Origin of the sequence: Amycolatopsis acidiphila (assembly GCF_021391495.1) — a bacterium.
GTDB lineage: Bacteria > Actinomycetota > Actinomycetes > Mycobacteriales > Pseudonocardiaceae > Amycolatopsis_E > Amycolatopsis_E acidiphila.
The window spans coordinates 206,026-229,508 of the sequence record NZ_CP090063.1; the positions used below are offsets into that span (position 1 = coordinate 206,026).

Sequence of the window (23,483 nt, forward strand, 5' to 3'; positions counted from 1 at the left end):
GAGGACTACGATGGCGAAGACATCCACAGCGGCACCGTCTTGTTTGGACGGTGCCGTCACCCATTTTGAAAGGACGCTGATGGCAGCGCAGTGGGATTCTCCCCGGAGAGCCGACACCCCGACCGGCGAGCCGGTGGTCCAGCAACCCCACGGCGGCAGTGTTTCGGAGCAGGTCGTCCTCGGCGGCCGGCCCTACGGCCAGCCCCTCACCCGTGTTGACTTCTTCCGGCGGATGCCCGCCGGTGGTACTGCCTACCTCAAGCCGGCCGACTCCGAAGACTGATTCCGTCGGCGCGGCAGCAGCCCGTTGTCGCGCCCTTCAAAGTGCTCCTGCCGCCATCGCTTCGCAGCTGCGGAGGACGACCGCCGCGGCGCGGCGCTCACCGACGCCGAAGCCCGCGGTCTCCATGAGAGCCCGCCATCGCCGGATCGCGTCGAAGACCGCGCGCTGACCACCCGCGCCGTCCGCGCCCAGCCGCTCCGCGACCGCAGTTCCGTTGCCGCCCACCAACCGGACCGCCTCCGCGTTCAGCTCCGGCGACAACACCACCCGCCCGGTCCGCAGGGCCGCCAGCAGCCGCAGCTCGCGAAACTCGTGGGCGCTCGCCAGCGTCCGCTCCAGCTCGCCGCCCAGCGCCGCCGCGGCGGGATGCGGCTCCATCCGGAGCACCACTTCCAGCCCCAGCAACGCCGATCGCGCCTTGAGTACCGACTGCCGTTCGGTGAAGTACTGGTCGATCGTGTCGCGCAGCTCGGCAAGGCCACTGCGGGGCACCAGCTGGGCCGCCAGCGCCGGCTGGGTCTGCGCGCCCCGGCGGATCAGGGTGACCGCGAGCCGCACGCCGAACAGGCCGAAGCGCTCGAGCAGTGCCGCCCGCGCCTCGGGATTCTGGGACAGGAAGCGATCCGTCGACATCAGCTGTGGCTCCAGCTCCGCCCGCGGCACCCGCGCCAGGTCGACCAGCGCCTCGAACTCGTGCGTGCGCAACGTCCGGCCCGCCGACGCCAGCAGCCCCGCCACCGGCACCACGTCCTGGCACAACCCCTGCAGCTCGGGCTCACGACGGTAGCGGCGGGCGATCTGCCGCGCCGAGATCAGCGCATCGACCCGCCCGGCGCCGAGTTCGTCCGCGCGAGACAGCACGACGACGGAGTTGACGGCCGAGGCCCGGGCGATCGGATGGTCCTGCAAGGTGTGCAGGAAGCCCAGATCCGCGTTCTGCGGATGCCGCACCAGGTACAGCACGGCATCCGCCTCCAGGCAGATTCCCTCGATCGTGTTAGGCGCCGCGTCCGCGTCGATCGCGGGGGTGTCGATCAGGGTCAGCTCGTCCTGCGACCGGCGCAGCGCCGCCCGGAACCAGCGCATCCCGTCGCCCTGACCGCTCAGCTCCTGCCCGGCGATCGCGCTGGCCATCGTCGACTTGCCGGTCTGGTGCGCCCCGACGACGGCGATGCGCAACGGGTCCGAAAACCGGTCCAGATGGCGCCGGAGCCAGCCCACGGCGCGCGGGCTGTCCTGATACGCGTCGAGGGCCTGTTCGAGCATCCTCCGCGTGCGTGCCGTCAGGTTCACGCCGTGAGCCCCCGCAGCGCGGGTTGTGGCGCCCGCAGGCCGCCCAGCGCCTGCGCACGCTGCCGGAGCAGGCTGAGCTCCTCGACGCTGCGCCGGATCTCGTTGGCACGAGCGTTGCGTTGCGCGGCGTCCGTGTCGATGACGCCTTTGATCGACTTCGCCGACTCGGTGATCTCCGCCCGCAGCTCCTCGGCCACGCCCGTCAGCCGGTCACGCAGCGCGCGGTGGATCTGCCGTGCGGTGTCCTTGCTGTGCTTCCCGTAGGTCAGGAAGAAGTCGTCGACGTAGCGGTGCGCGGCGTTCTTCGCCGCGGCCTGGCGCCGTTTCAGCCGGTTGCCCCGCTCCTCGAACACGCTCTTCGCGCCGAACGCGGCACCGGCGCCCAGCGAGATCGGGTTGATCAGCGGCAGGCCGGCGATCGTCGTCGCCAGACCGAACATCAGCAGGCCGCTGTACGAACCGCGCATACCGACGAACAGCTTCTGCCCCACGCTGAACCGCTCGACGCGCGGCATCCGCAGGTCGCCGACCGCGTCAGCGGGCACCTCGCGCGGCAGCGACTCCGGCACGGCGTCCGGCCGGTGCGGCGAGACCTGCCGCGCCATCTTGCGGGCGATCCACTCGAACCGGTCCAGCAGCCACTCGGAGTTCGTCTCGGCGACCGTCGTGAGGTTCTCCCGCAGCCAGTCCTCGAACTCCGCCCACGCCCGCGCCGGGTCCGCGGCGTCGAAGTACTCGTCGACCTCGACCAGGATCCGGCGCGTCCGGTCCCGCAGGTCGAACTCGACGTCCGAGAGCAGGTCCGCGACCTCGTCCGAGAGCAACGTCTGCCAGCGGCCGGCGTCGCGCTGCAGCCGTTCCAGCCGTCTGCCCTCGTTGTGCCAGCGCGCGACGGCGTCGCCGGTGTCGGACTGCTGCGTCTCGGCGAACTCCTCCTGCAGGGGCCCCATCAGCGATTCGACGGCCAGCCCGGTCAGCGCCGCGACCGAACGCCGGGCCAGCAGGTCCGCCTGGCCCATCAGGTCCTTGTGCAGGAACCGGATCAGCTCGCCGAACCCGGACTCCTCGTTCAGGGCCTTGTCACCGGTGCGGGCCGCGGCCAGCCGCAGCGTCGCCGACACCGGGAACACCGTGGCCAGCAGGCCGCCCTCGTTCAGCCGGGCGCGGGTGCGCTCGGCGACGCCGCGCCAGCCGGGCACCAGGTCGATCTTGGTGAGCGCCACGATGACCGTCGGGCACAGGCGGGCGATCTGCTCGAGCAGGCGCAGCTCGGTCACCGACAGCTCAGTGGTGGCGTCGGTGGCCATCAGGACCGCGTCGGCCGACAGGTCCTGCACGGTCTCGAGCGCGGCGCGCGCCGGAGTGTCGACCAGCGACAGGCCCCCCGCGAGCAACGCGCGCGGCAGGCCGATCTCCGTGCGCACCACGGGTGCGCCGCTGACGGACAGGGCTTCACGGTTGGCTTCGGTGGTGACCGACTCGACGGCGACGGGGGTGCGCGCGGAGCCCTCGATCGCGAGCCTGCCGCCGGTCACCACGGTCGCGGTCGGCGTCTGCGCGTGCTCGATCACGGCGGGCACGACGGTCGTCCGGTCGTCCCCGACCGCGCACACGGGGGCGTTGAGCAGTGCGTTGATCAGCTGGCTCTTGCCCTGTCCGGACTCGCCGACGACCGCCACCCGCAGCTTGGGATCGAGCAGCCGGGATCTGCGCGCACTCAGCCGCTCCACCAGATCGGCGCGCCGGTGGGCGGCGCAGACACGGACGGTGTCGTCCAGCACTTCGAGCCAGGGCGGTGCCATCACGGGACAGCAGTGTGCCCTGTCCGGTCACGAAATGGAAACGGCGGGGGTCCGTCCGAAGACGAACCCCCGCCGTTCACGACCGGCGACCGGCGTTCTCACCCCGTTGGGAGGGCACTGGCGAGAACGCCGCTCACCTCACTGGGCGCGGTCAGTGGCCGAAGGGCAGGTCGTTGTGCAGGCTGTCCAGGCTGGGGGCCTCGGACAGCGCGGAGTGGTCCAGCGGAGAGGCCGAGTCGCTCAGCGGGCTGTGCGACACGGTGTCCGTGATCGGGTTGTCGGTGACGACGTGGGTCAGGTCGCCACCCTGCGGCAGCGGGTTCGCCACCGGCAGGTGCGGCAGCGCCTGGGGCAGCTCGGCCTGCAGGTGCACCGGCAGGTCCGAGGGCAGGTGGGTCGGCAGCTCCGACGGCACTGCGGGCAGCGCCGGGGTGGCCGGCAGGTGCGCGGCCTGCTCGGAAGCCGTGGCGGTGGCCTGGTTGACCCCGTCACCGACCTGGGCACCGGCGGCGGTCACCGCGTCCGCGACGTTGGCGTCGGGGCCGGCGCTGGGGCCGAAGCCGGTCAGGTAGCTACCGAGGGTCGTGGAACCCGTCTCGACCGGCTCGCTGATCAGCGCGCCACCCGAGGAGACGAAGTCGGCCAGGGTGCCCGCGGCCGGGGCGCTCTTGGCCAGCGCGTCCGAGTCGAGGCCGTCGCCGAGGTCGCCGACCGAACCGAAGCTCGGGAGGGTGGCGGGGATGCCCGCGGTGCCCACCGAGTAGCTGCCGAGGCCGGACGCGGTCTCCACGCCACCCGCGAGGGCGTCGGTGCCGGCGATGCCGCTGCCGGTCACGCTGCCCAGCTGCGAGTCCGCGGCACCGGCCAGCGCGACGCTGTCGGTCGAGGCGGTGGCACCGGCGGCACCCGCGGCCTCGTCACCGCTGTAGGCCAGGCTGCCGGCGAAGCTGTCGGTGGTGCTGCTGGTCGCGGTCTGGACGGTGCCGACGTAGGGCAGGTCCAGGTTCGGGGTCGACACGGGCAGCGTGTTCAGCGGCAGGCCGTCCAGCTCCGGGGTGTCCAGCGGCAGGCCGCCGAGGTCGGAGGCCGAGACGGGCAGGTCGCCGAGCGCCGGGGCGTCGACGGGCAGGCCGTCCAGCTTGGGGGCGTCCAGCGGCAGGTTGCCGACGGGCAGGTCGGAAAGGCTGGGGGCCGCGACCGGGAGGCCGTCGATGGGCAGCTCGCCGAGCGACGGGGCCGCCAGGGGCAGGTCCGACACCGGCAGGTCGCTCAGCGAAGGCGCCGCGAGGGGCAGGCCGTCGAGCTTGGGGGCGTCCAGCGGCAGCTCACCGACGGGCAGGTCGGAAAGGCTGGGGGCCGCAAGCGGGAGGCCCTCGGTGGGCAGCTCGCTCAGCGACGGGACCGCGACGGGCAGGTCGGAGAGGCTGGGGGCCGCGAGGGGCAGCTCGCCGACGGGCAGGTCCGAGAGGCTCGGGGCCGCAAGCGGGAGGCCCTCGGTGGGCAGCTCGCTCAGCGACGGGACCGCGACGGGCAGGTCGGAGAGGCTGGGGGCCGCGAGGGGCAGCTCGCTCAGTGAGGGCGCCGCGAGGGGCAGGTCGCCCAGCCCGGGCAGCGCGGGGGCGGACACCGGCAGCGAGCGCTCAGCGGACTCGGTCCCCGGCAGGGAAACGGGCAGCGCGTGGGCGGCGTCGGCGACGGCGGTCAGGTGCGCGATGGCGTCCTGCAGGCCGCCTGCACCGGCACCGGCGGGCAGCGTGGACAGGACGGACTCGAGCGCGTCCGCGGCGGGAACCGGCGCGTAGTCGACAACGAGCGGGGCGACTTCCCTGATGTCCTGCGGCGTCACGTCGCTCAGCCCGGCGCGCTCGAGCGCAGCGGTCGGGTCGGCGGTGAAGGCCGACCGGGCGGCGTCGTCGGTCAGCAGGTTCAGCACGAAGTCGTGCAGCGTCTGGGCGGGGAGGGACAACGAAGTCTCCGCAATCTAGGGGTTGGTCATGAGGTGATCGCTCGGCACCCGGCCGGGCAACTCGGTTCAATCTAGGCATCACCGCAGGTCCTGCCATCGGGGATCGGACCCGGTCCCCGTCCCCGGATCGTGGCGCGGCACCGTTAGGGGGTTAGGGGATGTAACCCCAACGCAGGCCTTTGGTACGAAAGGACGACTCCTAGGAGGCAGCACTCGAATGCGTTACGTCCTCGGTATCGACATCGGTGGCACCCGGATCAAGGCCGCCGTCTGCCGTCGTGCGGGGGAGTTCTGGGGCGAGCCCGAGGTGGTGTGCTCGCTCGAGTCGGTCCTGCACGTCGCCCCCGACGCGACGGTCGTCGCAGGTCCGGAGGCCCGGCGGCGTGCGCTGGTGGAGCCGGAGCGGATCGCGCGCGGGTTCTCCCGCCGCGTCGGCGACGACGTCCCCATGCTGCTGGGCGACGAGCTGTACCGGCCCGATTCGCTGACGGCGGTCGTCGCCGGCTGGGTGGCCGACCAGGTCGCCGAGGCCGAGGGCGGCGAGGCGGACCGCATCGCGCTGACCCATCCGCCGAGCTGGGGTCGTTACCGGCGCGCGTTGCTCAACGACGCGCTGAACGAAGCCGGCATCCCCGGCGCCCTGCTGCTGCCGAACTCGATCGCAGCGGCCGAGAGCCTGCTCGTTCGCGAGCGGGTCGAGGTCGGCAGCCTGCTCGCGGTGTGCCGGCTCGGCGGTGAGTACGTCGACACCGCCCTCCTGCGACGGGGCCCGGCCACCTTCGAACTGGTCGCGCACGACGAGCAGCTGGCGCCCGCGCTGGACGACCTGCTCGCCGAGCACGTCGCCGGCCGTTTCGGCGGCGACCCGGCCGAGCTGCGCGACCTGTGCGTCGAGACCAAGGAGCTGCTGTCGACCTCGCCCGAGGTCGACGTGCCGGGGCGGGTCACCCGCACCGAGTTCGAGCGGCTGGTCCGGCCGCTGCTGACGATCTCGCTGGCACCGCTCGAGAAGTACGAGCAGGTCTCCACGGTCCTGCTGGTCGGCGGTGCGGCCCGGATCCCGCTGGTCGCCCGGCTCGCGGAGGAGTCGCTGGACTGCCGGGTCGTGGTCGACCCCGACCCGGCCACCGCCGCCTGCCGCGGCGCGGCGCTGGCCTCGCGCCCGCCCGCCGAGGCGCCCCCGGAGTCGACGGCGCTGGTGCCCAGAGTGACGGGCTATCCCGACCTCGACCCGGACGAGGTTTACGATGCCGAACCCGCACCGCCACGACCGCCGGTCGTGCTCACGCCGCTCGAACCGCCGCGTCGCCGGTTCGTGTCGACGCGGCGCAGCGGTTCCCGAGACGAGGACGACGAGTGATCCTGCTGGACGAGCCCACCGAACGCGTCTGCGCCGCCATCGTGTCCGGCGAGCTCGCGCCGGTCCGGCTCGCGATCGTCGCGCCCGGCGGCTACGGCAAGACGGCCGTGCTCGAGCACCTCTCCGGCGCCGACGTGCGCCTGGTCGACGATGCGCACCTGCTCGGCGATGCCGAGCTGACGGAGCTGCTGCGCTACCTCGACGACGAGCAGGCCCAGATCGTGATCGCGACGAGGCCGCATCCGCGCCGGGTCGCGCTGAACCAGGTGCTCGCGCGCCTGCGCGGACAGCTCGTGCTCCGGCCGTTCGACGTCGGGCAGACGACGGAGTTCCTCGACGCGACGGACTCGCCGGAGCTGGCCGAGTTCGTGCACGTCCAGACCGGTGGTGTGCCCGGGCTCGTGCGGGCGGCCTCGGACCTGAGCCTGCTGCGGCACGAGCTCGACCACGCTGGCGAGGACGTCGTGCGGTTCCTGCTCGCCGCCGAGGCCGGAGCGGGGCCGGATCTCGCCGGCGGCACGATCGAGGCCGCCCACGCCACGGGTCTGCTCGCCGCGGACGGCAGGCTGCTGCCGATCGCCGCGCGGGCGCTGCGTGAGCTGATGCCGCGGGACCGGCAGATCGCGTTGCGCCGTCAGCTGGTCGAACGGCAGCTCGAGCGCGGCGGTCCGGTGCTGCGGCTGATCAAGCCCCTGCTCGACGCGGGCCTGACCGGACCGGACATCGGCGCGGCCTTCGAAGTAGCCGCCGAAGAGGCGGACCCGGCGCTGGCGGCGCGGCTGTACGAGGCCGCAGCCAAGGCGGGACGGCAGGTCGGCGCCCGCTGGGCGGAAGCCCTCGCGCGGGCAGGCGACTTCGACGGGGCGTTGCGCCTCGCGGACGACGTGATCGGCGCGGTGAACGCACCGGAGCGCGCCGAGGGAGCCCGTGTCGCCGGCACGGCCCTCGCGCACCGCGGTCAGCTCGCCCGCAGCGCGGAACTGTTCCAGTGGGCGGACACCGGGGACGCCCAGTGCTTCGCGGCGATCGCCCTCGTCGGCACGGGCCGGGTCGCGGAAGCCCGGCAGGCGCTGGACAAGTGCAGCGGCGACGGCCCGCCGACGCTGTTGTCGGGCGCGGTGTCCGGTGCGGCCCGCGGGGTCGTCGAGTCGGTGACCGAGCCGCCGGCGGTCGCTCTGTCCACTTTGGTCCGTTCGGCGGAGATGCTCGAACCGGTCTCCGCGCGGCTGCTGCTGCCCGACAGTCCCGCCGCGCTCGGCGCGCTCGTCGCCTTGCACAGCGGCGAGGCGGCGATCGCCGAACCGCTGCTGGAACGCGCGATCGAGGCGGGTTCGCTGGTGTCCCGGCACCGGCTCCTGCTGGCGTGGATCGCGATGGTGCGTGGCGACGAGGAGGTGGCCGCGGCACGCCTTCGCGACGCGGGCGACAACCTGTCGCCGCGGGACTGGCTGTTCGCCGTCGGCCTGCGGGTCGGGCTGGCGCGCCGGGCGAGCGACCTGGCCGCGTTGCGCCGGATCTGGGGGCAGGCCCGGGAAGCGGTCATCCGGCACCCGGTGGACCTGTTCACGTTCCTGCCGTTCGGCGAGTTCGAGGTCGCCGCGGCCCGGCTGGGCGAGCGGGACCGGCTCGCGCCGCACCTGCGCCAGGCCCGGCAGCTGCTGACGGCGCTCGGCGATCCGCCGTTGTGGGCCACGGCCCTGCACTGGAGCGGGCTGCACGCCGCGATCCTCGACGAGCAGCCCGGCGAAGCGGCGGAGCACGCGGGTGCGCTGGCGACCGGTGCGGGCGCGGGACCGTACTTCGCCGCGATGTCGCAGGCGGCGGAGTGCTGGCTGAAGGTCCTCGGCGGCGACGTCGACCCGAACGCGGTCGAAACGGCGGCGCGGGGCCTGCACGACATCGGCCTGTGCTGGGACGGCGCGCGGCTGGCGGGGCAGGCGGCGATCCGCACGTCGGACCGCAAGGTGATGGTGGCGTTGCTGGACTGCGCGCGGGTGCTGCAGGGGCGTGAACCGTCGGCGACGGCCGGCCCGGCACGGTTGAGCGACCGCGAACGGCAGGTCGCCGAACTGGTGCTCGCGGGGCTGACCTACAAGCAGATCGGCGACCGGCTGTTCATCTCGGCGAAGACGGTCGAGCACCACATGGCCCGCATGCGGCAGCGGCTCGGCGCGGGCAGCCGCAGTGAGCTGCTGGCGGAGCTACGCGCCGAGCTGGAGCCGTCGGCTCAGGGCACGACCTGAACCGGGTCGCCGACGCCGAGGGTGTTGAAGAACTTCAGCGACGCGCTGCTCGAGAGGTGCACGCAGCCGTGTGAAGGGGTCGACAGGCTGCCCGTGTGGAAGGCGTCGCCGGGGTAGAAGAACACCGAGTTCGGCATCTCGGCGTCGTCGAACTCCTTGCTGTAGTGCATCTTCTCCTTGTAGAGCACGTTGAAGGTGCCCGCCGGAGTCGGGTAGCCCTTGCGGCCGGTGGTGATCGAGACCGGGCCGTAGACGACCTTGCCGCCGCTGAGGAGCCAGGCCTTCTTGGCGGAGATGTCGACGCAGGCGCCCTCGGTGACCGTGCAGGGCACCGCCGGGCTCGCGGCGGGCTTGGTGGTGGTCTTCTTCGGCGTGGTCGTGGTCTTCTTGGGGGTGCTCGTCGTGGGCTTCGGCGCGCTGCTGACGCTGCTCGGCGGCGGGGCGGTCGTCATGGTCGTCGTCGGCGCGGCCGAGCTCGTGGAGATCGGCGTGCCCGCCGCGGCGAGCGGCTGCACGGCGGTGTTGTCGGTGCCCCCGGAACAACCGGCCAGTGCGACGGCCGCGGCCGCGCCGCTCAACGCCACCCAGATCTTGTTCACACGCACGCTGCCCCCACGGGTCGGTTCGGTCGGTTGTTACATCGATTGAGACGCCAGTTCGCTACGCCTGGTTGATGCCCGCTGGTCACGATCTTGTTGCGGTCTCTGAGGCGGGTGTTCGGGCGGTGCCGGTGAGCGACGCTCCGTGGCTTTGTCCGCTATGCCCGCCCCGCTGGTCGCGGAGTCGTGTGGTGTTGGCCGCGGCTCGGGGAGCAGTGGTGGGATGGGGACATGCGATACATCATCATCGGGGCCGGGGCGATCGGGTCCACCGTCGCGGCGCAACTGCACCTCGCCGGGATTCCGGCACTGCTGATCGCCCGGGGCGAGCACGGCGCGACGATTCGAGAGCAGGGCCTCCGCTACCTCAGGCCGGGCGGCGAGCAGCAGGTGCGGGTGCCCGTCGCGGGCGGCGCGAGCGAGGTCGAGCTGACGGCCGACGACGTGCTGGTGCTGGCGACCAAGACCCAGGACACCGAGGCGGTCCTGCAGGAATGGTCGTGGCGGTCCGCCGGTGAGGGTGTCGCCGCCGAGCTGCCCATCGTGAGCCTGCAGAACGGCCTCGAGAACGAGCGTGCCGCGCTGCGCCGGTTCCGGACGGTGTTCGGCGCGGCGTTGTGGCAGCCGTCGACCTACCTGAGGCCTGGCGAGGTGAGCGCGGAGGGCGCCGAAAAGCCCGGCATATTCTGGCTGGGCCAGTACCCGGCGGGCAATGACCCGCGCCTGGCGCAGATCGCGGACGACCTACTGGCCGCGGACTTCGCCGTGCAGGTCGTGTCCGATCTGTCGCATTGGAAGGCGGGCAAGCTGCTGACCAACCTCGGCAACGCGGTCGACGCCCTCTACGGCCCGAACAAGAAGGTGTCGGCGGAACTGCGGGCCGAAGCACTTCGCGTGTTCAAGGCCGCGGGCATGACGGCGGCCAACATCGCCAAGGACTCCGAGGTGGACGTGTCGGTCGCGATGCCGGCGGAGGTGACCGACCGTCCTCGCGGCGGTAGCTCGACCTGGCAGAGCCTCGCGCGCGGCACCGGCTCGGTCGAGGGTGACTTCCTCAACGGCGAGATCGTGCTGCTCGGCCGCCTGCACGGGGTGCCGACCCCGCTCAACGAGGCGATTCAGGCTCGGCTCGGCATGGCCGCCGAACGGCGGGAGGCGCCGGGCAGCGCGAACATCGAGGAGCTGCCGCGACCGGTTCCGCCGGTGCTGGTCACCGTCGACGAACTGGCCCGGCAGCTGGAGTCCGCGGACCCGCCCGTGCTGCTGGACGTCCGGTGGGCGCTGGGCGACCCGCACGGCCACCAGCACTACCTCGACGGTCACCTTCCCGGCGCCGTGTACGTCGACCTGGACACCGAGCTCGCCGCACCGCCCGTCCCCACCGAAGGCCGCCACCCGCTGCCCGACCCGGACGCGCTGCAAGCGGCGGCACGGCGGTGGGGCATCCGCGAAGGCTCTCGTGTGGTCGCCTACGACGACAACGGGAACCTCGCCGCGGCACGGGCGTGGTGGCTCCTGCGCTGGGCCGGCGTCGCGGACGTGCGGCTGCTCGACGGTGGCTTGAGTGCCTGGGGCGAGCGTCCATTGGAGACCGGCTTCGGGCGCACCCCCGAGCCGGGGGACGTCGTCGTCAAGCCCGGCAACATGCCCGTGCTGAGCATGGACGAGGCCGGCGGGTTCCCCGGCGTCCTGCTCGATGCCCGGGCGGGCGAGCGATACCGCGGTGAGCAGGAGCCCGTCGACCCGCGCGCCGGGCACATCCCGGGCGCGGTGAGTGCGCCGACAGGCGAGAACCTCGCCGCGGACGGCCGCTTCCTCGCTCCGGAGGAGCTGGCCGCTCGCTTCGAGAGCCTCGGCGCGACGGAGAACGCTGTCGGCGTCTACTGCGGATCGGGGGTGACCGCCTCCCACCAGATCGCCGCTCTCGAGCTGGCCGGTATCCAGGCAGCGCTGTACCCGGGCTCGTGGTCCCAGTGGTCCAACCACCCGGACCGGCCCGCCGCTACCGGTCCCGACCCGCGCTGAGTCCCGATCCCGCCCGTCGGCAACGACCGGGCGGGATCGCGGACGGCCCGTGGGCTCAGCGCGGCGACCGCACCGACGCCCGGAGCGCTGCGTACACCGCGGCCGACGCCACCAGCCCGACGTAGTAGGCGAGGTCCGCGCCGTGTGCCGCCGTGGCGACCGGTCCGGTGTAGATGCTGGTGTTCATGAACGGAACGGCCGCGCCACAACCGACGAGGAACGCCACCAGCGCCGGCCAGCCGGCCTGTGGCGTCGCCGCGTCGGCCAGCACGTCGAGGCGCCGTCCGCGCCGGGTGCGGATCCACCAGTCGATGACCACGACCCCGACGAACGGCGGGATCCAGTACCCGATGACCAGCAGCACGTCCTCGAACTTCGAGGCCAGATCCCCGCTGTGCATCCAGAGGATCAGCGCGAACGCGATCACCGTGACGACCACCGCCGACACGGGCCGCCGCAGTCGCACGCCGACGGTCTGCAGGGCCAGCGAACCGCTGTAGTCGTTCATCGCGTTCGAGGAAACCGCCGTCAGCGCGATCACGAGCAGCGCGATCGCGCCGAGCACGCCGCCGCCCAGGAGGGTGCTGATGCCGGCGGTGGTCTGGTCGGACAGCGTCTGACCGGCCGCCAGACCGAGGGCCTCGCCCCACGCGAACGACAGCGTCACGCCCAGCAGTGTGTAGATGAACGCCCGCGGCCGCGAGGTCGTCGACGGCAGGTACCGGCTGAAGTCCGAGGCGTAGCTCGCCCACGAGATCGCCAGGCTCAGCGCGATCGTGCTGAACAGCAGGAACGCGCCGACGAGGTCGCCACCGGAGACGGTGTTGCCGACCACGATGCTGTGCCCGCTGAGCAGTTTGACGGTCAGCACGACGAAGAACACCGCGATCACCGCCGTCATCACCGCCTGCACCCGGTGGATGACCTCGTAGCCGAGCACCCCGACCGCGCACTGCAGGAGCAGCACGATCGCGACGGCGAGCCAGAACGGCATCCCGAGCAGCTGCGCGAGCGCGTCGCCTCCGAACAGCCCGACGAGCGCGTCCCACGCGATCGAGTTCAGCCACTGCACCAGGCCGGGCAGCACCACGGTGCCCCGGAACGGCAGCCGCGCGAGCGGGAGCTGCGCCGTGCCTGTGCGCGGCCCCCAGGTAGCGAGGTAGGCGACGGGAATCGAGCCGAGCACGGTACCGAGGAGCATCGCGACCAGGCCGGTGCCGAAGCCGAGACCGAGCCCGGCGCCGAGGGTGCCCGAGAAGACGGCCGTCATGGTCAGGTTCGGCGCGAAGAACACGGTGAGCAGCCGGATCGGCCTGCCGAACCGGTTGCCTTCCGGCACCGGGGTGATCCCGTGTGACTCGAGTGCGAGATCGCCCGCCCGGGTGGGCATCCGGCCGCCGAACACGTCCGCGGTCAACGCTGTCCTGTCCATGGCCATCACCGTCTCACAGGACTTCCCCGCGATCGCCGCGACGAGGGATGAATGTGGACACACCTCCTGTCCGTTGTCACTCGGCGGGCCGGCCCGTTTCGTCTGGTAGTTGTTGATGGGTGAGCCTGCGGCCGAGCACTTCCCACTGGGGCGCTTTCTCCGCTGCCGTGGACGCCGATGGCCGGGTCCGGGTCGCTCCGCACCCGGAAGACCCGTCGCCGTCACCCCTGCTCGGCAACCTGGCCGACACCCTGCGCCACCCGACCCGGGTCGCGGCCCCGGCGATCCGTCGCGGCTGGCTCGAACGCGGCCCCGGCCCCGATCCCGCTCGCGGGCACGAGGAGTTCGTCGAGGTCGGCTGGGACGAAGCGCTGGACCTGCTCGCCGGCGAGTTCCGTCGCGTCCGCGACGAACACGGCAACCAGGCGATCTTCGGGGGTTCCTACGGCTGGGCCAGCGCGGGGCGGTTCCACCACGCCCAGAGCCAGCTGCACCGGTTCCTCAACGCCTTCGGCGGCTTCACCTCCGCTCGCAACACCTACAGCAACGGCACGAGCACCGTGGTGCTCCCGCACATCGTCGGCGGGTCCACCGAGGTGCTCCGGAACGGTTCGAGCTGGCCGACGATCGTCGAGAACACCGACCTGCTCGTCGCCTTCGGCGGGGTGCCGGAGAAGAACGTGTTCGTCACGCCGGGGGGAGTCACCCGCCACCACACCCCTGGCTTCCTGGCGCAGCTCGGCGAGCGCGGCGTGGAAGTCGCCCTGATCAGTCCGCTCCGCGCTGATGTCCCCGCAACAGTGAAGCCGCGCTGGTACCCGATCCGGCCCGCCACCGACACCGCGTTGATGCTCGCGCTCGCGCACACCCTTGCGACGGAGGGCCTGCACGACCGGGAGTTCCTGGACCGCTACTGCGCCGGCTACGACGAGTTCGAGCGCTACCTGCTCGGGGTGGACGACGGCGTGCCGAAGGACGCGGAGTGGGCCGCCGCGATCACCGAGCTGCCCGCGGCTGACATCGTCGCGCTGGCGCGCCGGATGGCCGCCGCACGCACCTTCGTCACCGTCACCTGGTCCCTGCAACGCATCGAACACGGCGAACAGCCGGTGTGGGCCGGGATCGCGCTGGCCGCGATGCTCGGCCAGATCGGCCTTCCCGGCGGCGGGTTCGGGCACGGCTACGGCTCCATGGGAGACAGCGGCGACATCGGCCCGGACTTCCGGGTGCCCTACCTTTCGCAAGGCGTCAACCCGGTCGAGGAGTTCATCCCGGTCGCCCGGATCGCCGACATGCTGCTCAACCCCGGGACCCGGTACGACTACAACGGCACCGTCCGCACCTATCCGGACATCCGGCTCGTGCACTGGGCGGGTGGTAACCCGTTCCATCACCATCAGGACCTCAATCGTCTGCGTGAGGCCTTCTCCCGCCCGGACACCGTGGTGGTGCACGAGCCCTACTGGACCGCGACGGCTCGCCACGCCGACTTCGTGCTGCCGAGCACCGTCTCGCTGGAGAGAGAGGATTTCGGCGCCGGGCGGCGGGACACGCACCTCATCGCCATGCATCAGGCGGCCGAACCGTTCGCCCAGGCCCGGGACGACTACGCCATCCTGGCCGGGCTCGCCGCTCGGCTGGGCATCGAGGAGCGGTTCACCGAAGGCCGGTCGCCGCGCGCCTGGCTGGAGCAGCTGTACGAGTCGTGGCGGAAACCCCTTCGGGACAAGGGCATCGACGTGCCGTCCTTTGTGGACTTCTGGGCCGCGGGCGAGTTCCGGCTCCCGTCGGAGAACGCGGACCGCACCTTGTTCGCGGACTTCCGTCGCGATCCGCTGAAGCACCGGCTGCCCACGCCGAGCGGCAAGATCGAGATCACCTCTCGGCGGGTGCACGCGTTCGGCTACGACGACTGCCCGGGGCACCCGGCCTGGCTCGAACCGACCGAATGGCTCGGCGGGGCTCGCGCCGCGCGGTTTCCCTTGCAGCTCATCGCGAACCAGCCCCACACCCGGCTGCACAGCCAGTTGGACGGGGGCGCGGTCAGCCAGGCAGGCAAGGTGGCAGGCCGGGAAGCCATCCGCCTGCACCCTGACGACGCGCGACAGCGCGGCATCACCGACGGCGAAGTCGTGCGGGTTTTCAACGACCGCGGGAGCTGTCTCGCCGGGGCGGTGGTGACCGCGGACCTGCGCCCCGGGGTGGTCCAGCTTCCGACCGGTGCCTGGTTCGACCCGGTGGGATCCCTTTGCCTGCACGGAAATCCGAATGTACTGACCGCGGATCTGCCGTCTTCCCGGCTGTCACAGGGTTGCACCGGACAGCACGTCCTGGTGGAGATCGAGCGGTACGGTGGAACGCCGCCGGCCGTCACCGTCGGCAGGCCGCCACGCATCGTCCGCCGCTGACCGCGCGACAACGCTTGCGCAACGGCCGTGCGATTCGAAGGAAAAGAAGGCATGACAGGGTTTTCCGCGAGGTCTTCGGTTATCGAATCTGCGTTCGAACACTTTTGACGGCGCCCTTCGAGGCGGTTGGTGAGTGAGTAACCAGCAGGACGTCGTGGTCAGTGGGTCGGATGTCAACGAAACGGGTTGGTCCGACCTTTTGACTACTCAGGGCGCGAGTCGGAAAAGGTTGTATCACCCAATAGAGTTATCTTGTCGCTGGATCGGGGAAAGTGAGAGTCTTTCGCCATCTGTTCAGGCATCGTCCTGGTAGCTTCAGGCGCGCCTTGAGTCCGGCGGACCTGCCGTCGGGTGACGGCCGGCCGGCCGCGAGGCGCCGAAAGTCAGCCAAATGGTGGCCCCTGGAGGATTTCTGATGGCGCGCACGACCCTGCCTCGCAGGTCGGGTGACATCGCGACGGCTATTCAGCTGACGGACCGTACGGGCATCCTGGCAGCCAGTGCGCCGCCCGCTGCCGACGAGCCGAAGCTGCCGGAACTCGAGGCCGTGAGCGTGCCATCGACGCTGGTCGCGGCGAGCGAGCCACAGCGACCGGTGAGCCGGCGGGTGCGCCGCAACCTCGTCTTCACCTGTGCCGCCGCCCTGTTCCTGGTGGTCGGCTGGATCGGTGGCGGGACGTGGGGGCAGCACGACTCGAGCCCCGCTCCCGCGTGGGCCGTTGGCGCGGTCGCCGATCAGGAACAGGGCGGCACCAAGCCTCCCGCGCCGACGACGGGCAGCATTCCCGCCCCGGTTCAGCCGGCCCCGCAGGCGGCCCCGGCCGGGAGTGACGAGAAGCAGGTGACCGCGCCCGCCAAGCGGACCACGAAGGCGACCAGCAAGCCTGCGCCGACGACGAAGGCGACCGCCTACGAGCGCGCCGACACCGCGAGCAGCGAGCCGAGTCCTACGGCCCAGAGCCCGGCCGGCTCGATGACCGAGCAGTTGCAGCAAATGCTCGACTCCTGGTCCAGGACCGGAACGACCGGATATCGGGTGCACGAGTACCCCACCTACGGTCGCTGACGCTCTCTGCGGTGCGGTGCGGTTTACTGGCGACGGAAGCCGTAGTTGCGCTCGACACGGGCGACGTGGACCTCGAAGGCCTCGTACCACTGCCGGCGGCCGGATCGGCGGGCCAGCGTGTGCTCGGCGTGCGCGCGCCAGCCGGCGATCGAGTCCTCGTCGCGCCAGTAGGAGACCGTGATGCCCAGCTCCGGGCCTTCGCGCGCGGAGTCGACGCCCAGGAAGCCCGGCTGTTCGGCGGCCAGTTCGAGCATTCGCTCGGCCGTCGCCTGGTAGTCGTTGTCGTCCTCGGTACGGTGGGACGTGAAGATCACCGCGTAATAGGGCGGCTCGGGGAAGCGGTCGTGCACAGGCTCCATGCAGGTTGTGTACAAGGTGCGTGCCGCGGATGGCAACGCGGTTTTCCCGAGCTGGTCAGCGATTGAGTGCGCCGACCGCCCAGGCCACCACGAGCAGCGCGATGATCAGCGAGATGGCGGACTGGAGCATCATCAGGAGCTTCGCCCACGGGCGCAGCGGCATCACGTCGGTCGGGCTGAAGGCCGTCGAGTTCGTGAAGGACAGATAGAGGTAGTCCGGGTACGTGGGCCGCCAGTCCTTGGCCACGAACTGGGGATCGCTCATCTGCGGGAAGAGGAAATCGGGGTACTCGGCGGAGCCGGCGGCGCGTTCACCGGGCCCACCGCGGTCGAACTCCCAGTACCAGAGGGCGAAGGCCACGATGTTGCTCCAATAGACGATCGCCGCGCTAGCGAGCACGGAGCCGGGACGATCCGCGATCGAGCCGTTGATGATGCCTTCGACCAGCTGCACCGCGGACGCCGCGTTGGCCACGCTCACCGCGGCGACCAGGCACAGCGCCGTGCCGCGTTCGAGTGGGGCGTGCCTGCTGACGCGGCCGGGGTTGATCACCAGCAGCGCGAGCACGAGCAGGGCGGTGACCGACGGCAACAGCCACCAGGGGTGTATCACCAGCTCGTTCGGCAGGAGCACTTGCAGTGCGACCGTCGCCACGATGACCGCGACCGCTGTTGTCCGGTGCTCCCCGTGGGTCGGCATGCGCCAGCTCGGAGTCCGCGTCTCGTCCGGGTCCACGAGGCAAACGGTAGTGGTCGGGCGCCCGGCACAGGCGGTGACGTGCCGTGGCTGATGGCGACGTTGTCCGGCGAGGCCGAGCAGCATCGTGGACCGGTGTAGCGGAAAGGCCCGGTCAGACGTTGGTGATCTCGTCGATGAAGGCGTCCACGTCGAAGTGCTCGCTTTCGGCGCCCAGCGGGACCACCTCGGCCGCCGCGTCGAGAAAGCGCTCCACGTCCTCCCGCTCCATCTCCACCAGTGCGTAACCGTCCGGTGACTCGATCTCGAGGATCAGCAGGTCCTCGTCGTTGGCCAGGTCCGGGCGCACCCGCACGTCGCCGAGACCGGTGGGCTCCGACAGGCCGTGCACGAGCAGATCGCGGGCGAAGGTCCACTCCACCCACCGCCCGCGCTCCGTGCGGAAGGCGATGTTCACGGCGAACGGCTCGGTGCCCACATAGGACAGTCGAGACAGGACGGGGGCGGTGGAGCTGTTCAGCGTGACGAACTGGCTCTGGTTGACGGCTTCGGTGTGCACGGCCTCTCCTCGGTGTCTTGGCTCGCTGCGCGAACCGGTCGGACAGCCAGGAGATGCCGCAGGAGGCCGATGATGATGCGTGGCGAAAGACTTTCACGCGATCCGGTGCAATCGTTCGTAACGTGTAACACGTCGGCGTTTGAGATTCAGCCGCCGTTCAGGGGTACGGTCAGCCCGACCTTGACCCGGTCCATCACCACGCTGGTGGTGAAGTGCCGCACCTCGCCGTTGTCGAAGAACATCCGCCGGGTGAAGGCCTCGAACTCCGTCATGTCCCGGCAGACGACCACCAGCACGAAGTCGGCCGAACCCGTTACGTAGTAGCACTGCTGCACAGCGCCATCGGTCAGCACCTGCTTGCGGAACGCCTCGAGCACCTCGATCCGTTCGCGCTCCATCTCGACCGACACCACGAACGTCATGTGCGCGCCGACGGCCTTCGGCTCGACGACGGCGACCTCCTTCGCGATCACCCCCGTCTCCCGCAGCCGCTTGATCCGGCGCTGGACGGCCGCGGCCGAGAGGCCCACCTGTGCGCCGATGGACTCCGCGATCGTGCGGGAATCCACTTGCAGTCTGCTGAGAATGGCTTGGTCGAGGGCGTCCAGGTCGGCGTCGGGCACCTTCGCATCGTAGCCAAGAACCGCAGTTCAGGGCCTCCGATTAGGCAAGCTCGCGGAACCGGACGTCCGGCGAGCACCCCGGCTCGGCGAAGCGCAGCAACCTCGCGCCGGCGCTCTCCAGCGCGGCCGTGTCCTTTTTGGAGATTCGCTGGTGTTGCTCGATCTCCAGGGCCGCGGCACCCCGTTTCCCGGTGATTCTCCAGGTACCGCGGACGAAGCCGTCGACGAGCACCGTTCCGGGGAACACGCCGTTGGGTACTCCGAACACCCGTTTTCGTGCCTCGGCCGTCGGGACGCGGGTGCGATCGGCGTGCGAGAGCAGCAGGTTGACGAATTCCGCGATGAACCGCGGAGGAGCGGGGATGTCCGGGCCCGGACGCGGTGCGTCGGGCAGGTCGAACAGTTCGCGGCCCTGCTCGTCCTGGAAGGTCCTCAGCTCGGAGCGTAAGCCGTCGACGACCTCACTCAGCCGGGTGAGACCGCTCCAGGCTTGGACATCGTTCACCGTGGCCGGACCGAACGCGGCCAGATAACGGCGCGTCACCTCGTCGAGCCGGGCACGGGGGTCGAGCGGGCGGCCGAGCCACTCCTCGGCCGTCGCGTACTTGGGCTGTCCGCTGCGACCCCACACCGCTCGTGGCGGAATCTGTACGAGCGGTAGCAAGCCGCGGGCGGCGTGGGCGAGCGCGGCCGGCGGCCGTTCGGGATGCCGTTGCGCGAGCAGCTTGCCGAGCTCGGCTCCCGTGCACGGACGCTCGGCGAGCACGGCGCGGGCGTCCTTCGCCAGCGACGTCAGGTCCAGCCCCGTCAGCGCCGCGGCGTAGGCCTGGTTTGTCCGCAGGTCGCGATCGAGGATCGGCTGCACGAGCGGGCGCAGGAACAGGCAGTCCTCGGACGTCACCAGGTGGACCGTGCCGCGCATCAGCACGATCCGTACCACCGAGCGATCCAGCAGCAGGCGCGAAAGGCCCTCGGGTGCGAAGCCGTGCAGCCGCGACCACAGCCCGAAGTACGGCGGGAACGGCGCCTGCGCCTGCATCCCGCACAGGTGCCGGACGGCCTCCAGCGGCGACAGCTTCACCGGGCGCAGCAGGAACTGCCGCGCGAGGAGCGCGCGGTTCAGTGCCCTGGTGCCGAAGACCTGCATGGCCGCACCCTAGGCCGCGGCACTGACAGCTTTTCCTGCTCGTAGTCCTTTCGAGCGGACTTCCCGTGACCTGGAACACAACTGACCGGTCTACCCAGTGGTAGGACCTACAAGTGAGGGCATGCAGAAGGGGCACTCCGCCGTTGTGACCGGGCTCGGCGCCTGGCTGCCCCCGCGGGTGGTGGGCAACGACGAGCTGGCGCAGCGGCTCGACACCTCCGACGAGTGGATCCGCTCGCGCACCGGCATCCGCGAGCGCCGGATCGCGGACCCGGATACGTCCACTGTGGACATGGCGGTGCACGCGGGCGGCAACGCGCTGCGCAGCGCCGGCTCGGACGTCGTCGACGCCCTCGTGCTCGCCACGTCCACCGCCGACCAGCTCTGCCCGGCCAGCGCCCCGCAGGTCGCGTCCGGGCTCGGGTTGAGCGGGATCGCGGCGCTGGACGTGAACGCGGTCTGCAGCGGGTTCGTGTACGCGCTCGCGACGGCCGGCGGGCTGATCGCCGCGGGGACGGCGGACCGCGTGCTGGTCATCGGCGCGGACGTGTTCAGCCGGCTGTGCGACCCGCAGGACCGTGGCACGCTGCCGATCTTCGGCGACGGCGCGGGCGCCGTCGTGCTGCGCCGCGGATCGGCCGACGAGCCCGGCGCGATCGGCCCGTTCGACCTGCACAGCGACGGGGAGCTCGCCGATCTGCTGATCGTGCCCGCGGGCGGGGCGAAGCAGCGCGAGTCGGCCGACCCGCACGACTACTTCCTGACCATGCAGGGGACGACGGTCTTCCGGCACGCGTGCGCGCGGATGGCCGAGTCGGCGCGCACGGTGCTGGACCGGGCCGGGCTCGAGGTCGGCGACGTGGACCGGTTCGTCGGGCACCAGGCGAACCTCCGGATCCTGCAGGCCACCGCGAAGCAGCTCGGGCTGCCCCAGGACAGGGTGGTCGCGAACATCGGCCACGCCGGCAACACGAGTGCGGCCTCGATCCCGCTCGCCCTCGCCGACGCGTGTGACGACGGGAGCCTGCAGCCGGGGCACCGGGTGCTGATGGCGGCGTTCGGCGCGGGTCTGACCTGGGGTTCGACGCTGCTCAGCTGGCCGGACGTGAAGCCGGGGTAGGTGGGCCGAGGCGCGGTCGCACGACCCGTCAGGCGGTCCAGGTTGCCGTCGGCTCGTTTCGGCCTCGCAGCCGGATCTTGCGGTACGGCGTCCAGCGCTCGCGCTCCCCGGCGGAGCTCGACGCCAGCACCGCCTCGCTCGCCAGGATGCGGCCCGGCACCTTCTTCGCGTGCTCCGTCAGCCGGGCGGCCTCGTTCACCGCGTCGCCGATCACGGTGTACTCCAGGCGGCTGCGGGTGCCCAGCTGTCCGGCGAACACCATCCCGCACGCGACCCCGATCCCCAGGTCCAACTCGCCCTCCGCCCGGACGGCGTCGCGGATCGCACGCGCCGCGGACAGGGCCGAGGTCTCCGCGTCGGCCAGCTTCGTCGGCGCCCCGAAGACGCACAACGCCGCATCGCCCTGGAACTTGTTGACCAGCCCACCTCGCGCGCCGACCGCGGTGACCACGCTCGCGAACAGCCGGTTCAGCTTCCGCACGATCTCCTCCGGCGACGTCCGGTACGCGAGCGCCGTGGAGTCGACGACGTCCACGAACAGTGCCGTCACCTCGCGGACGTCGCCCGACAGCGAGACGCCGTGCTCGATCGCGTGCCGCGCCACGTCGTCGCCGACGTGCCGGCCGAACAGGTCGCGCATGCGGTCCCGCTCCCGCAACCCGGCGACCATGCTGTTCACCGACACCTGCAGCTGACCGATCTCACTGGCGTCGTCGACCCGCACCTCGACGTCCGTGCGGCCGCGCGCGACCAGGCCGAGCGCCGCCCGCAGCCGGTTCAGCGGCGACGCGACCGCACGCGCGAGCAGCGCCGTGCCCAGCGCGCCGGACAACAGGCCGACGATCGCCAGCATGATCAGGCTGGCCTTGTCGTCGGCGTGCCCGAGATCCGGCGGCGCCGCCACGATCAGCACGCCGAGCAGCGGCACCCCGCTCGCCACGCCCCAGGTCAGCACCAACCGCGACCGCACTGTCACCGACGTGACCTGCTCCGGCGGGGTGACCTCGAGCGCGACCGTCAGGATCGGCCTGCCCACCCACTCCGCCGCGAGGTACATCAGCCCCACCGTCAGCAGGCCGCCGGCGCCGATCGTGAGCGTCACGCCGAACGCGTCGAGCCATGAGCCCAGGATCGGCGTGATCCCGCCCAGCAGCACCGTGCCGCCCAGCCACAGCGCGCCACTGACCATCGCCATGTGCACGGGCAGGCGCAGCGCGCGTTCGGCCTCCGCCGCGGTCGGGCGCCTGCCCTCGGCGAACCAGACCGCGGTGCGCCGATGCAGGAACGCTGTCCACAGTGAACCGATCAGCACCGAAAGGACCACGTACGCGGCCGCGACGAGCACGAAGGTCAGGTTGCGCGAACCCATGTCCGCGGGCAGTCCCTGCAGGACGAGCAGCAGCGCGACGGCCGCCGCGCCGCAGACGCTCGAGCCGACACCGAGCGCCACGAACCCGAGCGCGGTGCGCAGCGCGACGCGAAACTTCGTGAACCGCGTGGGCCTGCGCACCCCGTGATCGTATTCAGGACGCGCGCTTGCGCGCGGGGCGAGCCTCGCTCACCGCCTCTTCCAGCTCCGCCCTCGACATCTTCGAGCGACCCTTGACGTCCAGCTCGCGCGCCATCTTGTCCAGCTCGGCCTTGCTCAGCTCGGACAGATCCGGCGTCTTCTTCCCCGGCGTCTTCTTCGGCGGCGAGGACGGGCGCTTCTTCCCGCCACCGCCCTTGCGGCTCTCCACACTGCGCGAGAGCGCCTCGAACAGGTCGACGACCTTCGTCGGCTCCGACGGCGGCGCCTCGACCGACACCTTCCGCCCGGCCTTCTTGTCGTCGATCAGCTTGTGCACCCGTTCGGTGTAGGTGTCGTGGTAGTCCTCGGGCTGCCAGTCCTCGGTCATCGAGTCGATGAGGCTGACCGCCATGTCGAGCTCCTTGCCCCGGGCCTCGGTCTTCGACGGCAGCTTGTGCAGCTCCTTCATCGGGTCCCGCAGGTCCTCGGCGAACAGCAGGGTGTCCAGGATCAGCACGTTGTCCCCGGCGCGGATGGCGGCGATCTGCTCCTTGCCGCGCATCACGAACCGGGCGACGCCCGCCTTGTTCGTGCGGTCCATCGCCTGCAGCAGCAAGCCGTACGCGCGGCCGAACTCCTCCTTCGACGGCGCCAGCCAGTAGCTCTTCTGGAAGAAGATCGGGTCGATGTCGTCGAGGTCCACGAAGGCCTCGATGTCGATGGAGCGCGAGCGGCCCGGCGCGATCTCGTCCAGCTCGTCCTGCTCGACCAGTACGTACTCGCCGTCGCCGAGGTCGTAGCCCTTGACGATGTCGTTGTAGTCCACTTCCTTGCCGGTGCGCTCGTTCACCCGCCGGTAGCGGATGCGGTCGGAGGTGTCGCGTTCGAACTGCCGGAAGTGCACGGTGTGGTCCTCGGTCGCGCTGTAGAGCTCGACCGGCACCGTGACCAGGCCGAAGTTGATCGCACCACTCCAGATCGCCCGTGCCAT

The 23,483-nt window shown here is 71.4% G+C and carries 20 protein-coding genes; 8 read left to right on the forward strand and 12 right to left on the reverse strand.

Translation table 11 applies throughout. The annotated features are described in order from the left end of the window. Window positions 1–10 precede the first annotated feature (10 nt). Entirely contained in the window at window positions 11–283 is a 273-nt protein-coding gene (locus LWP59_RS01045; protein WP_144632609.1) for a hypothetical protein, read from the forward strand. Between the two features lie 36 nt (window positions 284–319). Here LWP59_RS01045 and LWP59_RS01050 read toward each other — a convergent pair whose 3' ends face one another. From LWP59_RS01050 to LWP59_RS01060, 3 genes are all read right to left on the reverse strand, one after another. Continuing rightward, window positions 320–1,576, reverse strand: coding sequence for a GTPase domain-containing protein (locus tag LWP59_RS01050; protein WP_144632612.1), 1,257 nt, complete (start codon window positions 1,574–1,576; stop codon window positions 320–322). Further along, a complete protein-coding gene (locus LWP59_RS01055; RefSeq protein WP_144632615.1) occupies window positions 1,573–3,381 on the reverse strand; it encodes a dynamin family protein in 1,809 nt (602 codons plus the stop codon). Before LWP59_RS01055 ends, LWP59_RS01050 begins: the two co-directional genes overlap by 4 nt. Window positions 3,382–3,529: 148 nt before the next feature. Further along, window positions 3,530–5,344, reverse strand: coding sequence for an IniB N-terminal domain-containing protein (locus LWP59_RS01060; RefSeq protein WP_144632618.1), 1,815 nt, complete (start codon window positions 5,342–5,344; stop codon window positions 3,530–3,532). 217 nt (window positions 5,345–5,561) lie between these two features. Here LWP59_RS01060 and LWP59_RS01065 point away from each other — a divergent pair, with 217 nt between their 5' ends. Both LWP59_RS01065 and LWP59_RS01070 read left to right on the forward strand, forming a co-directional pair. Next, a complete protein-coding gene (locus LWP59_RS01065) occupies window positions 5,562–6,704 on the forward strand; it encodes an Hsp70 family protein (RefSeq protein ID WP_144632621.1) in 1,143 nt (380 codons plus the stop codon). After that, a complete protein-coding gene (locus tag LWP59_RS01070) occupies window positions 6,701–8,947 on the forward strand; it encodes a helix-turn-helix domain-containing protein (RefSeq protein ID WP_144632624.1) in 2,247 nt (748 codons plus the stop codon). Before LWP59_RS01065 ends, LWP59_RS01070 begins: the two co-directional genes overlap by 4 nt. Here LWP59_RS01070 and LWP59_RS40580 read toward each other — a convergent pair. After that, window positions 8,932–9,279, reverse strand: coding sequence for a L,D-transpeptidase (locus LWP59_RS40580; RefSeq protein WP_308431778.1), 348 nt, complete (start codon window positions 9,277–9,279; stop codon window positions 8,932–8,934). The genes LWP59_RS01070 and LWP59_RS40580 overlap by 16 nt on opposite strands. Between LWP59_RS40580 and LWP59_RS40585 the strand changes: the two genes are divergently transcribed. Together LWP59_RS40585 and LWP59_RS40590 are read left to right on the forward strand one after the other, a co-directional pair. Continuing rightward, window positions 9,263–9,595 carry a hypothetical protein gene (locus tag LWP59_RS40585; RefSeq protein WP_308431777.1) on the forward strand — a complete coding sequence of 111 codons (333 nt, stop codon included), beginning with the start codon at window positions 9,263–9,265 and terminating at the stop codon, window positions 9,593–9,595. The two genes, LWP59_RS40580 and LWP59_RS40585, sit on opposite strands and share 17 nt — an antisense overlap. Window positions 9,596–9,777: 182 nt before the next feature. Further along, on the forward strand, window positions 9,778–11,571 hold the full coding sequence (locus LWP59_RS40590) for a rhodanese-like domain-containing protein (protein ID WP_144632626.1): 1,794 nt from the start codon (window positions 9,778–9,780) through the stop codon (window positions 11,569–11,571). A gap of 55 nt (window positions 11,572–11,626) precedes the next feature. Here LWP59_RS40590 and LWP59_RS01090 read toward each other — a convergent pair whose 3' ends face one another. Then, a complete protein-coding gene (locus tag LWP59_RS01090; RefSeq protein WP_222425398.1) occupies window positions 11,627–13,003 on the reverse strand; it encodes a purine-cytosine permease family protein in 1,377 nt (458 codons plus the stop codon). A gap of 119 nt (window positions 13,004–13,122) precedes the next feature. Here LWP59_RS01090 and LWP59_RS01095 point away from each other — a divergent pair, with 119 nt between their 5' ends. Together LWP59_RS01095 and LWP59_RS01100 are read left to right on the forward strand one after the other, a co-directional pair. Further along, window positions 13,123–15,411: a molybdopterin-dependent oxidoreductase gene (locus tag LWP59_RS01095; protein WP_144632629.1), complete on the forward strand. Its 2,289-nt coding sequence runs from the start codon at window positions 13,123–13,125 to the stop codon at window positions 15,409–15,411. 415 nt (window positions 15,412–15,826) lie between these two features. After that, complete coding sequence (locus LWP59_RS01100; protein WP_144632632.1) at window positions 15,827–16,477, forward strand: hypothetical protein; 651 nt, start codon at window positions 15,827–15,829, stop codon at window positions 16,475–16,477. Between the two features lie 23 nt (window positions 16,478–16,500). Here the strand turns inward: LWP59_RS01100 and LWP59_RS01105 are convergent, their stop codons facing one another. The 5 genes from LWP59_RS01105 to LWP59_RS01125 form a co-directional block, all read right to left on the reverse strand. Next, on the reverse strand, window positions 16,501–16,836 hold the full coding sequence (locus tag LWP59_RS01105; RefSeq protein ID WP_144632635.1) for an antibiotic biosynthesis monooxygenase family protein: 336 nt from the start codon (window positions 16,834–16,836) through the stop codon (window positions 16,501–16,503). 55 nt (window positions 16,837–16,891) lie between these two features. Then, window positions 16,892–17,572, reverse strand: coding sequence for a hypothetical protein (locus LWP59_RS01110; protein ID WP_229858263.1), 681 nt, complete (start codon window positions 17,570–17,572; stop codon window positions 16,892–16,894). 115 nt (window positions 17,573–17,687) lie between these two features. Then, window positions 17,688–18,092: an SsgA family sporulation/cell division regulator gene (locus LWP59_RS01115; RefSeq protein WP_144632638.1), complete on the reverse strand. Its 405-nt coding sequence runs from the start codon at window positions 18,090–18,092 to the stop codon at window positions 17,688–17,690. 146 nt (window positions 18,093–18,238) lie between these two features. Next, complete coding sequence (locus LWP59_RS01120; protein WP_144632641.1) at window positions 18,239–18,715, reverse strand: Lrp/AsnC family transcriptional regulator; 477 nt, start codon at window positions 18,713–18,715, stop codon at window positions 18,239–18,241. 40 nt (window positions 18,716–18,755) lie between these two features. Then, window positions 18,756–19,862 carry a winged helix DNA-binding domain-containing protein gene (locus tag LWP59_RS01125; protein WP_144632644.1) on the reverse strand — a complete coding sequence of 369 codons (1,107 nt, stop codon included), beginning with the start codon at window positions 19,860–19,862 and terminating at the stop codon, window positions 18,756–18,758. A gap of 121 nt (window positions 19,863–19,983) precedes the next feature. Between LWP59_RS01125 and LWP59_RS01130 the strand changes: the two genes are divergently transcribed. Further along, window positions 19,984–20,982, forward strand: coding sequence for a beta-ketoacyl-ACP synthase III (locus LWP59_RS01130; protein ID WP_144632647.1), 999 nt, complete (start codon window positions 19,984–19,986; stop codon window positions 20,980–20,982). A gap of 28 nt (window positions 20,983–21,010) precedes the next feature. Here LWP59_RS01130 and LWP59_RS01135 read toward each other — a convergent pair whose 3' ends face one another. Both LWP59_RS01135 and ku read right to left on the reverse strand, forming a co-directional pair. Beyond that, the gene (locus tag LWP59_RS01135; protein ID WP_144632650.1) at window positions 21,011–22,492 is read right to left on the reverse strand and encodes an adenylate/guanylate cyclase domain-containing protein; all 1,482 of its coding nucleotides are present in this window, start codon (window positions 22,490–22,492) and stop codon (window positions 21,011–21,013) included. Window positions 22,493–22,505: 13 nt separating this feature from the next. Then, window positions 22,506–23,483, reverse strand: coding sequence for a non-homologous end joining protein Ku (ku, locus tag LWP59_RS01140; protein WP_144632653.1), 978 nt, complete (start codon window positions 23,481–23,483; stop codon window positions 22,506–22,508).

Bases quoted from the DNA above. Each gene is read 5' to 3' on its own strand.
- LWP59_RS01045 (WP_144632609.1), top strand. From the start codon at position 11: ATGGCGAAGACATCCACAGCGGCACCGTCTTGTTTGGACGGTGCCGTC.
- LWP59_RS01065 (WP_144632621.1), top strand. From the start codon at position 5,562: ATGCGTTACGTCCTCGGTATCGACATCGGTGGCACCCGGATCAAGGCC.
- LWP59_RS40590 (WP_144632626.1), top strand. From the start codon at position 9,778: ATGCGATACATCATCATCGGGGCCGGGGCGATCGGGTCCACCGTCGCG.
- LWP59_RS01090 (WP_222425398.1), bottom strand. From the start codon at position 13,003: ATGGACAGGACAGCGTTGACCGCGGACGTGTTCGGCGGCCGGATGCCC.
- LWP59_RS01100 (WP_144632632.1), top strand. From the start codon at position 15,827: ATGGCGCGCACGACCCTGCCTCGCAGGTCGGGTGACATCGCGACGGCT.
- LWP59_RS01105 (WP_144632635.1), bottom strand. From the start codon at position 16,836: ATGGAGCCTGTGCACGACCGCTTCCCCGAGCCGCCCTATTACGCGGTG.
- LWP59_RS01125 (WP_144632644.1), bottom strand. From the start codon at position 19,862: ATGCAGGTCTTCGGCACCAGGGCACTGAACCGCGCGCTCCTCGCGCGG.
- LWP59_RS01130 (WP_144632647.1), top strand. From the start codon at position 19,984: ATGCAGAAGGGGCACTCCGCCGTTGTGACCGGGCTCGGCGCCTGGCTG.
- ku (WP_144632653.1), bottom strand. From the start codon at position 23,483: ATGGCACGGGCGATCTGGAGTGGTGCGATCAACTTCGGCCTGGTCACG.